The sequence below is a fragment of the Macrococcus armenti genome (genome assembly GCF_020097135.1).
GTDB classification, from domain to species: Bacteria; Bacillota; Bacilli; order Staphylococcales; family Staphylococcaceae; genus Macrococcoides; species Macrococcoides armenti.
On sequence record NZ_CP083608.1, the window covers coordinates 1,432,333 to 1,446,138 of the forward strand.

Annotated in this window: 14 protein-coding genes, 1 riboswitch and 1 other annotated feature; all 14 genes read right to left on the reverse strand. The window is 36.9% G+C overall.

The window, feature by feature from the left end:
• Positions 1-2 precede the first annotated feature (2 nt).
• Positions 3-2,405, reverse strand: a complete 2,403-nt coding sequence (gene nirB, locus LAU42_RS07525) for a nitrite reductase large subunit NirB (protein ID WP_224183011.1) — start codon at positions 2,403-2,405, stop codon at positions 3-5.
• Complete coding sequence (locus LAU42_RS07530) at positions 2,402-2,842, reverse strand: precorrin-2 dehydrogenase/sirohydrochlorin ferrochelatase family protein (RefSeq protein WP_224183012.1); 441 nt, start codon at positions 2,840-2,842, stop codon at positions 2,402-2,404. Before LAU42_RS07530 ends, nirB begins: the two co-directional genes overlap by 4 nt.
• 1 nt (position 2,843) lies before the next feature.
• A complete protein-coding gene (locus LAU42_RS07535) occupies positions 2,844-3,545 on the reverse strand; it encodes a sirohydrochlorin chelatase (protein ID WP_224183013.1) in 702 nt (233 codons plus the stop codon).
• A gap of 167 nt (positions 3,546-3,712) precedes the next feature.
• Positions 3,713-4,069 carry a 50S ribosomal protein L20 gene (gene rplT / locus LAU42_RS07540; RefSeq protein ID WP_086042946.1) on the reverse strand — a complete coding sequence of 119 codons (357 nt, stop codon included), beginning with the start codon at positions 4,067-4,069 and terminating at the stop codon, positions 3,713-3,715.
• Between the two features lie 29 nt (positions 4,070-4,098).
• Complete coding sequence (gene rpmI, locus LAU42_RS07545; protein ID WP_086042947.1) at positions 4,099-4,299, reverse strand: 50S ribosomal protein L35; 201 nt, start codon at positions 4,297-4,299, stop codon at positions 4,099-4,101.
• A 12-nt stretch (positions 4,300-4,311) separates the two neighbouring features.
• Positions 4,312-4,848 (reverse strand): translation initiation factor IF-3, encoded by a 537-nt coding sequence (infC, locus tag LAU42_RS07550; protein ID WP_224183014.1) that lies wholly within the window; start codon positions 4,846-4,848, stop codon positions 4,312-4,314.
• 18 nt (positions 4,849-4,866) lie between these two features.
• Positions 4,867-4,993: a sequence feature (ribosomal protein L20 leader region), on the reverse strand.
• Between the two features lie 31 nt (positions 4,994-5,024).
• Positions 5,025-6,521, reverse strand: coding sequence for an amino acid permease (locus tag LAU42_RS07555; protein WP_224183015.1), 1,497 nt, complete (start codon positions 6,519-6,521; stop codon positions 5,025-5,027).
• Between the two features lie 75 nt (positions 6,522-6,596).
• Positions 6,597-6,768, reverse strand: a riboswitch (Lysine riboswitch).
• Positions 6,769-6,891: 123 nt separating this feature from the next.
• Complete coding sequence (thrS, locus tag LAU42_RS07560) at positions 6,892-8,820, reverse strand: threonine--tRNA ligase (protein WP_224183016.1); 1,929 nt, start codon at positions 8,818-8,820, stop codon at positions 6,892-6,894.
• Between the two features lie 315 nt (positions 8,821-9,135).
• Positions 9,136-10,056, reverse strand: a complete 921-nt coding sequence (dnaI, locus tag LAU42_RS07565; protein WP_224183017.1) for a primosomal protein DnaI — start codon at positions 10,054-10,056, stop codon at positions 9,136-9,138.
• Positions 10,056-11,399: a replicative helicase loading/DNA remodeling protein DnaB gene (locus LAU42_RS07570; protein ID WP_224183018.1), complete on the reverse strand. Its 1,344-nt coding sequence runs from the start codon at positions 11,397-11,399 to the stop codon at positions 10,056-10,058. Before LAU42_RS07570 ends, dnaI begins: the two co-directional genes overlap by 1 nt.
• 8 nt (positions 11,400-11,407) lie before the next feature.
• Positions 11,408-11,872, reverse strand: coding sequence for a transcriptional regulator NrdR (gene nrdR / locus LAU42_RS07575; RefSeq protein ID WP_224183019.1), 465 nt, complete (start codon positions 11,870-11,872; stop codon positions 11,408-11,410).
• Between the two features lie 198 nt (positions 11,873-12,070).
• Positions 12,071-12,388, reverse strand: coding sequence for a DMT family transporter (locus LAU42_RS07580; RefSeq protein ID WP_420908200.1), 318 nt, complete (start codon positions 12,386-12,388; stop codon positions 12,071-12,073).
• Positions 12,385-12,705: a DMT family transporter gene (locus tag LAU42_RS07585; protein ID WP_224184776.1), complete on the reverse strand. Its 321-nt coding sequence runs from the start codon at positions 12,703-12,705 to the stop codon at positions 12,385-12,387. The genes LAU42_RS07580 and LAU42_RS07585 overlap by 4 nt, the downstream gene beginning before the upstream one ends.
• 72 nt (positions 12,706-12,777) lie before the next feature.
• On the reverse strand, positions 12,778-13,788 hold the full coding sequence (locus LAU42_RS07590; RefSeq protein ID WP_224183020.1) for a glyceraldehyde-3-phosphate dehydrogenase: 1,011 nt from the start codon (positions 13,786-13,788) through the stop codon (positions 12,778-12,780).
• Positions 13,789-13,806: the final 18 nt, after the last annotated feature.

Consider the following 13,806-nt stretch of genomic DNA (forward strand, 5'->3'; position numbering starts at 1 on the left):
GACTATACGCGCTCCACTTCATACATTTTTCGTTTCTCTTCGTCTGATGCAATTGCCTTCCATGGCTCTTCCTGACGTGCTTTATTGGCATCCATTAAACGTTCAAATAATTCCTTTTGTTTCGCTTCATCAAGCAATACATCTTTTACCTGGTCGAATCCTAGACGTTCCATCCATGGTGCAGTACGTTCAGCATAAATACCTGTTTCACGGTAGTATTGCATCATCGCACCACATAATTGAATCACATCGTCTTCAGTTGCTACAGTTGTAAGTAATGTTGCAGCTTTAACTTCCGTACCACCGTTACCACCAACAAAGATCTGGAAGCCATTCTCAACACCGATGACACCGAAATCTTTGACACCAGATTCTACACAGCTACGTGGACAACCTGATACCCCGATTTTAAATTTATGAGGTGTATCGATATATTCAAATGTTGATTCAAGTCGAATTGCAAGTTGTGTCGTTAACTGCGTACCAAATCGACAGAATTCTTTACCGACACATGATTTAACAGAACGTAGTTTTTTTCCGTAAGCAGATGCTGAACGCATGCCTAAATCTTCCCACACTTGAGGTAATTCTTCTTTTTTAATACCATATAAACCGATACGCTGTGCCCCAGTGATTTTCACTAACGGTACATCATATTTCTTTGCAACTTCACCTAACTTAATTAACTGATCAGGATTTGTAACCCCACCTTGCATCTGTGGAATAACAGAGAAAGTACCATCATTTTGAATGTTTGCATGGAAACGTTCATTTGCATAACGTGAATCTTTTTCATCTTCATGCTCATGTGGCCAGCACATATTTAAGTAGTAGTTGACTGCCGGACGACATTTCGGACATCCACCTAAGTTTTTAAATCCTAATACGTGACGTACTTCTTTAGACGTTTTTAATCCTTTAGCACGAATTTGCGTTACAATCTGGTCACGTGAAAGGTCGGTACAGCCACAAATTCCAGTCGGTCCGCCCGCTTCAAATTTATCACCTAATGTATGAACGAGTAAATCTGCGATTTGTCCTTTACATTTACCACATGAACCGCCGGCTTTCGTATGCGCTGTAACTTCAGCTACAGTCGTTAATCCTTTTTCGTGTACTGCTTTAACAATTTGTCCTTTTGAGATTCCGTTACATCCACAAATCGTTTCATCATCACTCATCGTTTCAACACTTATTGCATCAACTTCCCCTGCTTTGTGTAATAACGATACTAATGTGAATTCTTCTATATCATCGTTTTTCTTCATCATATTGTAGAAACGGTTGCCTTCTTCAGTATCTCCATACAATACAGCACCTACAACTTTACTGTTTTCTACGAATACTTTTTTGTATACATTGTCAACACCGTTAAAAACTTCTATACCACGGATGTTTTCACCTTCGTATATTTTACCTGCTGAGAATAAATCACAACCAGAAACTTTAAGTGATGTAAATGTAGTAGAACCATGATAACCATCTGTTTCTCGACCTGTAATATGGTCAGCTAACACTTTACCTTGTTCATAAAGTGGCGCAACGAGCCCATAAACTTTAGAGTTATGTTCACAACACTCACCTACTGCATATACATCAGGGTCACTCGTCATCATATAGTCATCAACAACAATGCCTCGCCCGATTTCCAGTCCTGCTGCACGCGCCTGCTTAGTTACTGGACGAATACCTACAGCCATAACAACTAAATCAGTTTCAATAACAGTACCATCGCTTAAACGAATCGCTTCAACTCGGTCTTTACCTAATATTTCCTGAGTATTCCCCTGAAGTTTAAACTTCATGCCTTGTTTTTCTAAATCAGCTTTTAACATTTCGCCTGCTTTACGGTCTAACTGCATGTCCATTAACCACTCACCTAAATGAACGACTGTAACTTCCATACCTTGATCGATTAAACCACGTGCACATTCTAAACCGAGTAATCCACCACCGATAACGACAGCTTTTCTATGTGTTTTCGCCTGTTCAATAATATATTCCGTATCTTTAATTGTGCGCCATCCGATAACACCATCAAGCTTCACACCATCAATCGGTAGCATAAATGCTGTAGATCCAGTTGCGATTATTAATTTATCATAATCAACCTTAATCCCTTTTTTCGTTTCAACAAACTTCTCTTCTTTATTAATAATTTCAACTTTATCATCATTAATTAATGTGATACCTTGTTCTTTATACCAATCATAATCATTTAAAATTGTTTCTTCTACAGTCATCTTTTTCTGTAAAATATTAGAAAGCATAATACGGTTATAGTTCGGATATGGTTCCTCACCTATAACTGTAATATCAAACATATCGGGTTCACGTTCAATAATTTCTTCTATCGTACGAATTCCTGCCATACCATTTCCGACCATAACTAATTTCTGTTTCATTTGATTTGCTCCTTATTTAAAATTTCTTTTAGTTTATTTTTAAAGTTTTTACTCTTAACCGGGTTACTACCTTCTGTTGAAATCATGATACGCATCTCTCCATATATTAACGATGCCATATTAAAAAAGTTTGAGCGTTGCTGGTTCGTACAATCATTAACGAGCTGATGTTTTTCTATACGTTCCATTACGGCATCGTTCACTGCTTTGTCATTAGTAGCAATAAATACGATATCAAACGCGCTAATGTCCTGATGTTTAAACGGCTGTTGCACAATTGTCACATCACTTTGTTGTATAACGTCTGTAACTTCAGGTGCAATGACCGTCACGTTTGCACCTTCGTTCATTAAGCCCTGGACTTTACGTGTTGCGACTCGTCCACCGCCGACGATAAGTATATTCTTCTCATTTATATCTAGCATTACTGGATACATGTTACGCCACCTCTTGAATTTTCTGTAACACACCGCGTGTCATATCGAAATGTAAGTCGAGCGTATTTGTAAAGGTAATGTTGTAACCTGCCTCTATAAAAGGCTTACTTAATCGCTTAATTTTTCTGACGAGATGCCCATCAAATAAAAAGTATGGCATCAAAACAATCGGTGTTTCTTTATCCATCTTCTTCAGCATCTCTTCAAAACTTAAATTACCATATAGCATTGCAGGTATTAAGTTTTGGCCTGTTCGAACGCTCATCTGATTAACCATTTGTGTCAGTCGTACGTCGGGTTCTGTAAAACGTTTATTACCGTGTGCAGTAATCAATATCGTTTCATTTTTATACTGTGCGATAATGCGTTCTGCTACTTCATATACAAATGCCGTATCACCGAAGCAATCGGCAATAACATACGGAATATTCGTAGATGACAACACTGATTCCAATTGTGCTGGTATATCTTCTACCGCATGCATTGCTGGAAACAGAAGCATTGGTACGACAATAAGTTCCGTCATTCCTTCGGCAACCATGCGCCGTAACACAATCGGCACATTTTCGTCATCTTTTTCTAAAAATGCAACATGCTGGATTGGTTCAGGCCGTTGTTCAATTATATGTTGTACGAACGCCCGAAACCGCTCATTCTTATCCGGCATCTTTGAGCCATGTGCGATATAGATGATTCCTTTCATGTGCATTCCCCCCTTTAATAAAGATACATCTACATTATAACTTAATATGTTGTGAATATGTTCACATTGAGCGATGAATAGGGATTTCCCTATATAATTTATTTTGCAAGAAAAAACAAAAAAACCGTTCAATGATGAAAATCATCATTGAACGGTTATATTTGTTATTATTTTAAAGCAGCTTTCGCTTGGTTTACTAACTCAGCAAATGCTTTTTCGTCAGAGATAGCGATCTCTGATAACATTTTACGGTTAATATCGATACCAGCAACTTTTAATCCGTTCATTAAACGGCTGTAGCTGATATCGTGCTTACGTGCTGCCGCATTGATACGTGCGATCCATAATTTACGGAATTCACGTTTCTTTTGACGACGGTCACGGTATGCGTATTGACCTGATTTCATTACTTGTTGTTTTGCTACTTTATATAATGTATGTTTAGAACCAAAGTAACCTTTAGCTAATTTAATAACCTTCTTACGACGGGCGCGTGTTACTGTTCCACCTTTAACTCGTGGCATTATAATTCCTCCTTAGAAATATCCTATTATTATTTTACGTACGTTAACATTTGTGCTACGCGTTTTTGATCACCTTTAGAAACTAAAGCTGCTTTACGTAAACCGCGTTTTTGTTTTGTTGATTTGTTTGCAAATAAGTGTGAAGTGTAAGCTCTAGAACGTTTTAATTTCCCTGAACCAGTTCTTTTAACACGTTTCGCTCCACCACGGTGAGTTTTCATTTTAGGCATGTTTTTGTCCTCCTAGTTTTGTTTTTTTTCGACGATTGGCGCTAACATTAAGAACATTGAGCGGCCATCCATCTTTGGTTTTTGTTCAACAGTCGCAAGATCTTTACATTCTTCTGCAAATTTCTCTAATACGCGTTGACCGAATTCTTTGTGCGTAATTGCACGTCCACGGAAACGAATAGATACTTTAACTTTATCTTCTTTCTCTAAGAATTTACGTGCATTCTTAAGTTTCGTATTAAAGTCATGATCTTCGATTGTAGGACTTAAACGAATTTCTTTAATCGTAACAACTTTTTGCTTTTTACGAGCTTCTTTTTCTTTCTTCTGCTGTTCAAACTTAAACTTACCGTAGTCCATAATTTTAGCAACGGGTGGTTTAGCGTTTGGTGCAACAAGAACAACATCAAGATTTACGCGTTCAGCAATTTCGATTGCTTCAAACTTAGTTTTAACACCAAGTTGTTCACCATCATGTCCAATTAAACGTAATTCTTTCGCGCGAATTCTGTCATTGATTTGAGTTTGATCTTTAGCTATGGTTGACACCTCCTATATGATTTACGAAGACAAACAAAAAAGCGAATGCATTATGCACCCGCTATAAAATAGACATGTCTAACCATGTTATTTAAAACCCCGTAACTGCTTATGCGTCTTCAGGGCGAGAAGCGGGATGCTTCTACTTGTCCGTTTCGTATTCAACAGACTTAATAATAACAGGGTTATGCATCAATGTCAACATCTATTTTTTCATATTCGCTCATATCGTGATTTTGTGATAAATCAACTTTATTTAAAGGTATCTTTTTCGTTTTATATCTTAACTTATGATAGAAGAAAAATGCTAAGAAGATTGGAATTCCCATATACGTAATCATAAAGCCGTTAATATCAAAGTTACCATTTAATATCAGATCCGTATCCTGACCGATAATAACAAACAGGCATAATACAAATGCAAAGATCGGACCGAATGGGAACCACATTGCTTTATACTTCAATACCGATAAATCTTTATTCTGAGCATAAAATGCACGACGGAATCTGTAATGACTGATTGCGATACCAAGCCATGCGATAAATCCAGTCAATCCACTTGCTGCTACGATATATTCATACGCTCCACTCGCTACACGTTCAACTAAGAAGATAATCAGTACAACTACAAATGTTGCGAGTAAACTCGGAATCGGCACACCTTTATGATTTGTTTCTGAGAATTTACGTGATGCTAATCCATCTTTCCCCATCGCATATAACATACGTGTTGAAGCGTACATTCCAGAGTTACCTGCTGATAATATAGACGTCAAAATTACTGCATTCATAAACGATGCTGCAAAGGCAAGTCCTGCATTTTCAAAAACTAATGTGAACGGTGACTTCGCAACACTATCGCCGCCCATTAAATTAGGATTTGTATAAGGAATGATTAAACCGATGACTAATATCGATAAAATATAAAAGATTAAAATTCTCCAGAATACTTGTTTAATTGCTTTTGGAATTGTTTTTTCCGGTTCTTCAGACTCACCAGCTGTAATTCCTACAAGCTCTGTTCCCTGGAAACTAAATCCTGCAACTAGGAATACACCAAGTATCGTTAAGAAACTTCCCGTTAATCCGTGACCTACAAACGGTGCATCACCAGCTGTAAAGTTTTTAAATCCTAAATATTCTCCTCCGAGAATCCCGAAGATTGTCAGTAAACCGATTGCTAAAAATAATAAAACTGTTGCAACTTTAATGATTGCAAACCAATACTCACTTTCACCATAAACGCGAACTGATAACGTATTTAAAAATAATATAATCGCTAAAAAGATTAAACTCCACGCCCAACCCGGTAAGAAATTCATCGGTTCCCAGTATTTAATAACACTTGCTGCAATACTTACGTCAGCAGCAACGGTGATAACCCAGTTAAACCAATAGTTCCAGCCCAGTGCAAATCCTAGTGAAGGATCTACAAATCGTGTTGCATACGTTGAGAAACTTCCTGATATCGGTAAATATGTTGCCATCTCTCCGAGTGATGTCATTAAGAAAAATACCATTATACCGATAATCGTGAATGCGAGTAACGCACCACCTGGCCCGGCATCGCGAATCGCGCCACCACTTGTCATAAATAATCCAGTACCGATACATCCACCGATTGCAATCATGGATATATGTCTTTGTTTCAATTTCCTTTGTACTTCATTTGCACTCGACATAATAATACTTCCCTTCTCATTTAAAAATAAAAAAACTGGATGCACAATTGTGTGCATCCAGAAAATTATTGTTCATAATTTAGTAGCGCATCACAAATTGTGACAGTCTGTTACATATTATGCAACAGCCCAGAATTTAAGCTCATACACTTATCTTCTTCGGCGTCATTTCCTTTTACCTAGTTTCATATACGTGTATGACGTATCCACTTGGCTACTCTTAAATAACGCGACCTCTACCTCAACGAGGAATATTAAGTTATTGATAAATATACATGAAATAATTTGATAATACAAGCATAAATTTTATGCGATTAAATTTTTTTGTCATACACACTTATCTTTACCCTATTACTTCTAGTAGTATTCATTATTTTTTCAGACGAATTTCATCAACGATTGACCAGATAAATTCATCGCGCTCCATCGTTTTTGACTCTTTCTTACCGTATTGACGTACATTTACTTCTTTGTTTTCAATTTCTTTATCCCCTACAACGATTTGATAAGGAACTTTGTGCATTTGTGCTTCTCGGATTTTATAGCCCATCTTCTCTTCGCGGTCATCAATATGACAACGCACACCGTGTGACTTTAATTCGTCATATAAACTTCTCGCATAGTCATAGTGTACTTCATTAGATACCGGGATAATTTCAATTTGATTTGGCGCTAACCATAATGGGTATGCACCTTTGTACTCTTCTGTTAAGAATGCAACGAAACGTTCCATCGTAGAAATTACTCCGCGGTGAATGACTACTGGACGATGTTTTTCACCATCGCTACCGATATATTCTAAATCGAAACGTTCAGGTAACAGGAAGTCAAGCTGAACAGTAGATAATGTTTCCTCTTTACCTAATGCAGTTTTAACCTGTACATCCAGCTTAGGACCGTAGAATGCCGCTTCACCCGGCGCTTCTTCATAATCAAGTCCCATTTCATCAACTGCTTCTTTCAGCATTGCTTGTGCGCGTTCCCACATTTCATCATCCTGGAAGTACTTCTCAGTATCTTCTGGATCACGATAGCTTAAACGGAATTTATAGTCTTTAAATTTAAAGTCTTTATAAACATCGATTACAAGTTGAACAACGCGGATAAACTCTTCTTTAATCTGATCGGGACGTACAAAAATGTGTGCATCGTTTAAAGTCATACCACGAACACGCTGTAACCCACTCACAGCCCCACTTGCTTCATAACGGTGCATCGTACCAAGTTCAGCAATTCGAATCGGCAATTCACGATATGAATGTGGTTTGTTTTTATAAACCATCATATGGTGTGGACAGTTCATCGGGCGTAGTACAAGCTGTTCGTTTTCCATATCCATTAATGGGAACATATCTTCCTGATAGTGATCCCAGTGACCTGATGTTTTGTACAGATCAACTGAACCCATTACAGGTGTATATACGTGGTCATAACCTAATGCTACTTCTTTATCAACGATGTATCGCTCTAACTCACGACGAATCGTTGCACCGTTAGGTAACCATAACGGTAAACCAGCACCTACGAGTTGATTCGTAGTAAATAATTCTAATTCTTTACCAATCTTACGGTGGTCACGCTCTTTACGCTCTTCTAACATTTGTAAATGCGCTTTTAACGCTTTCTTATCGAAAAATGCAGTTCCGTACACACGCTGTAACATTTTGTTATCGCTGTCACCTCTCCAGTAAGCACCAGCAACTGATAATAGTTTAAATTCTTTAATCTTAGCAGTTGAAGGGACATGTACACCACGGCAAAGATCCGTGAACTCACCTTGAGAATAAATCGTTACGTTTTCATCTTCTGGAATTGCATCGATTAACTCTTGCTTATATGGATCATCAGCGAAAATTTTCTTTGCTTCATCGCGACTTACGACACGACGCTCAATCGCAATATTTTCACCAACGATTTGACGCATCGTTTTTTCGATTTCAGATAAATCTTCGCTTGAAATTTTGTGGTCAGTGTCTACATCATAATAGAAACCTTCTTCAATGACCGGTCCTACACCGAAGTGAACGTTACCGTACATGCGCTTTAAAGCTTGCGCCATTAAATGCGCTGTTGAGTGACGTAATACTTCAATACCTTCTTTAGATTCAGGTGTGATAATTTCGATATCACCATCAACTTCAAGCGCTGTAGATAAATCAACCATCTTACCGTTGAATTTACCAGCTAACGCTTTTTTCTTTAAACCTGGACTGATTGAAGCAGCTATCGCTTCAGTCGTAATACCACGCTCAAATTGTTTTACATTACCATCTGGAAACTTAACATTAATTTCACTCATTGTATACGCCTCACTTTTTATTTATTTAACAACAAAAAAGACCCCATCCCAAAAAGGGACGAAGTCTATTCGCGGTACCACCCTAATTACTGATTACTCAGCAACTCTGCATAAGATAACGGTCTTGAGCCGGATAGTGATTAACTACCATTCAAATAAGGGAGTAACATGTGATATTAATTACTGATTCACACCACCATCAGCTCTCTATAAATTAATGTGTCACTGTCATATCCTTAAGATGTTTTTATATAAACGAATGTATTTGTTGTTTGATATATATTATTATACACATTTCGTTGCAATTTTCAAATTTTATTTTTCTCTTCTGTAATTTTTTCCGTCTAACATATAAGCATCACTTAACGTTTCGATGCGTTCCATTATACGGCGTGCTTTCGTTAGTTCAGATCCTTGTTTCGTCATCGATAAATGATGCGACAGTTCTTTAAAGTCAAAGTTTGAACTGAAAAACGTCGGCATATTATTCATCATACGATGATTTAAAATCGGCCCAAGCACTTCGTCACGCACCCATGGCGTTAAATCTTCAGCACCGATATCATCTAACATTAACACCGGTGTATTTTTCACACGATTTAACCGTTCATTATATGTACCATCTTTAAACCCATTTTTAAGTTCACGTATAAATTCAGGAAAGTAAAGTAGCGTCGTATAAATATATCGCTCTTTTAATTCATTGGCAATCGCACCTAATATAAACGATTTCCCTGTACCGAATGGTCCATGAATATACATCCCTTTCGTATCATTGCCTTTTGCGATATCGATACAGACTTTATTCGCTTGACGCACGATATCTATACGACCTTTATTATCAAGATGAATATTCGAAAGTTTTGCATTTAGCACATCTTTAGGCATATGTATTGCTGTAATAAACTGTTTCATCTTCTGTGCTTCATCATAGGCAAGTTTAGATGGACATGGTAAGTGTCTGATTTTTATTCTATTGTTTTCAATATAAAGTTCAGGTGTATGACCCGGCACAAAGTTTTTACATTGACCGAAAGACTCACATTCACTGCACATTTTAGATGAATCTTTGAATTCCTGAAGGACAGTTAAATCATTATCAATCATCTTATCTGTTACGTCATTCGCTTCAATGAACGCTTTTATTTCCGGTTCATTTATCGTTTCTAATTTAATGCTTTCAATTCGTTTAAAGATATCACTGTTCGCATTTAATATCGACCCCATATGCTTCATTACTTATCCTCCTCCCATGATTGTTTCAGTTCTTCCATTAATTTCTGTCGTTCTTTTTCTAAATCAACATTATCTTGTTCTCGTGTTTCTGTCTTATGATTATCTTCTTCCAGCAGCCACTTCGGTGTCATTTCTTTTTGAACTGTATTTTGTTTATTAAAAGTATTTGTTCGTTTATTCGATTTTTCTTTTTTCTTCTGTTCAAAAGATTTTACATAATTATATGCTGCTTCACTACTTGTTAATTTCTGCTTTTTCCAGTTTGACGCGATTTCTTCAATATAGCTTTGCGGGAGTTTCATATCATTTGTAAACATGACATACTGAAGGAGTATATTCATGACGCCAAATGGTAGCTGCTCACGTTCAAGAATGGATTCAATCATACGTTTTTGCTTAATCGTCGGCTCCGATTTACTGAATGATGTCAGCATATCAATCGGGCTCGTCGTATCCATCAGCTCGAACCACGTAAGTTTCGTTTCTGGTTCTTCATGCTGCGTTTTTTGCAGTGTAAGTTGCGGAAGTTTCCCGTCGTGTTCAATCTGATAAAAATCTCTTGCATTTTTGCGCAAGTCTTCATGGGATATTTTCTGATCACTTGTTAGTGATTTCAATATAATCCCGCGCATATCATGAGCTGCAATATCATACAATGTCGCCAGCTGCACAATTAAATGACGTGTCGCTTTAGGGAGCTGACTTTTCGTAATTAAGTTCTGTGCGAGAAGCATTTCAAGTAAATCGAAGTCAAATGTATGCTGATGTACAGGAATCCCGTATGATTCATTTTGTTTCACAATATGTTCATTACCTTCAAAAACGACTTTATCAGGTGTTTTCGGTGTACCGAATACATCCATGTACTTAACCGATACATCCTGGTAACCATCTAAATTAAACATTTCATTACAAAATCTTGCCTTCAGTTGCTGGTATCGCGGTTTACCAACTTGCTGGAACAAAAACACCGACAACATCGGATCATTAAAAAACTGTGTTGGCATTACAGGTGCTATCAATTTATAAACAAACTTCTGATTATCCTCAATACGCATATATGTTTTAAGCAATCCAATTGCTTCTAATCGTTTACGAACAACTTCAAAGTGCGCTAAATTCATCTTCAGCTCACTTAATATAATGTAATGATTAAGTACACCGCTCGTCTGCTCATATCCTGTCAGAAACTGACGTAGAAATTGATATACACCGATACATTCAACACCAATCAGTGGCGTATATAAAGTCGACAATACATCTTCAGTAACTTGTGTTGCGACATAATTACTTATAACAATAAATTCATCCGTTCCATTAAGTTCAGTAAAATAACGTTCCATTAAGGCACCTACTTTTTGTTCTTATCATTTAATATATCCGTCATCGTACGGAGCAGTTGATCGACATCTTTAAACTCTTTATATACTGAAGCGAATCGTACATATGAAACTTGGTCCAGATGCATTAAATGATCCATGACAATCTCACCTATATCTACAGATGAAATTTCAGTTTCACCCTTTTCTCTTAATGCATTTTCAACAGCATCTGTAATCTGCTCAAGCGACTCATATGGAACGGGACGTTTTTCACATGCACGTACTAAACCATGCACAATTTTATCGCGATTAAACGCCTGTCTCGTACCATCTTTTTTAACGACGATGAGCGGTTGTAATTCTATACGTTCAAATGTCGTAAAGCGCGTACCACATTGTTCACATTCACGACGCCTTCTAATTGCATTTACATCATCTGCGTGTCTTGAATCTACTACTTTCGATTGATTATAACTGCATTTCGGACATTTCAAGACAATCACCTCATTTTATAATTCTATAATTTATATACATTAAAATTTAATTTTTTCACGCTCAAATACTATATGATTATCTCTCAATTATACATTATCATATATATTAACTAAACCTTTAAGTTTACACCGGCTATTATTCGAAGTTATTAAAACAGAGGATTATTACATAAAAAAAGAGACAATTGAATGTCTCATTTAACTTAATAATTTTAATCCTATTGTTGCTCCGAGAATGACTGCAATACAAAGTAAACGCATCGGGTTTTTAGATTCCTTATAAAACACAATACCAATTAGTGTTCCACCTACAGCACCGATTCCGGTCCAGATAGCATATGCTGTACTCATCGTAATGCCTTGTAAGGACAGCGATAAGAAAAATAGACTAAACCCAAACGTAATTATTAAGTATACAATATAAATACGCTGATTATGCTTCGCATACATATTCATCCATAATACACCCAGCATTTCGCATAAACCTGCAACGACAAGATATATCCAGAAAATCATACTGTCTCCTCCTCTGTCGCAAGCTTAAGTCCGATAACGCCTAATATAAGAATTGTAATTAATAATACTTTCTGCCATCCGAGTGGCACTTCATAAACTGCTACATCAACAACCGTTACGAGTGTTGCCCCGAGTCCTACAAATATTGAATAAGCTGTTCCGACAGGTAAATACTTTGTCGCATTTAATAATAAATAAAAACTGCACGTCACACTCACTAAAGTGATCAACCATTCGACTGCGCTATCAGCATGCGCTAACCCGATAACCCACCCAGTTTCAAACAGTGCAGCAAGAATAAGTTTAATCCAGTTCATCATTACCTCCTATGTCATACTTATAAAGAATAACATAAAAGGCCGTCCAAATAAATTGGACGGCGTTTATACTTATTTCTTTAATTGTTCACCCATTAATGCCGCAAGTTCAACGACACGTGTTGAGTAACCCCACTCATTATCGTACCAAGATAATACTTTAACTTTCGTACCTTCCATCACAATTGTTGATAAACCATCAACGATTGAGCTATGTGGATTTGTGTTAAAGTCTACAGATACAAGTGGCTCATATGTTACATCTAAAATACCTTTTAATTCATTATCTGCAGAAGCTTTAAGCGCATCATTTAATTCTTCAACAGTTACTTCTTTTTCTAAATCTACAACTAAGTCAACTAATGAAACGTTTGTTGTCGGTACACGTAAAGCCATACCGTGCAGTTTACCTTGTAATTCAGGTAAAACAAGTGCTAATGCTTTAGCTGCACCTGTTGATGTCGGGATAATACTTTGTGCACATGCACGCGCACGACGTAAATCTTTATGTGGATTATCTAAATTCTTCTGATCGTTTGTATAAGCATGAACCGTTGTCATTAAACCATTCTTAATACCGAATTTATCGTTTAATACTTTCGCAACAGGCGCTAAACAGTTTGTCGTACAAGATGCATTTGAAATAACGTCATATTTCTCAACATCTAATTGTGCACAGTTAACACCGCGAACGATTGTTTGAACATTTCCTTTACCTGGAGCAGTTAATAGTACTTTTTTAGCACCTGCTTTAATATGTGCTGCTGCTTTTTCAGCATCATTAAATTTACCTGTCGCTTCAATTACGATATCGATGTTCATTTCTTTCCAAGGTAATAATTCAGGATTACGTTCAGATACTAATTCAATTTTCTTGCCATCTACAAGTAAACCATTCTCAGTTGGTTCAATATTAAGTTCAAACTTACCATGAGTAGTATCATATTTCGTTAAATGAGCTAATGTTTCAGGTGGGTAGCTTGCATTAATTGCTACAACCTCTAAATTATCATCTAATAATGCTGCACGAAATACCATTCTTCCGATTCTTCCTAGCCCATTAATTGCTACTCTTGTCTTCATTAAATAATCTCCCCTTCA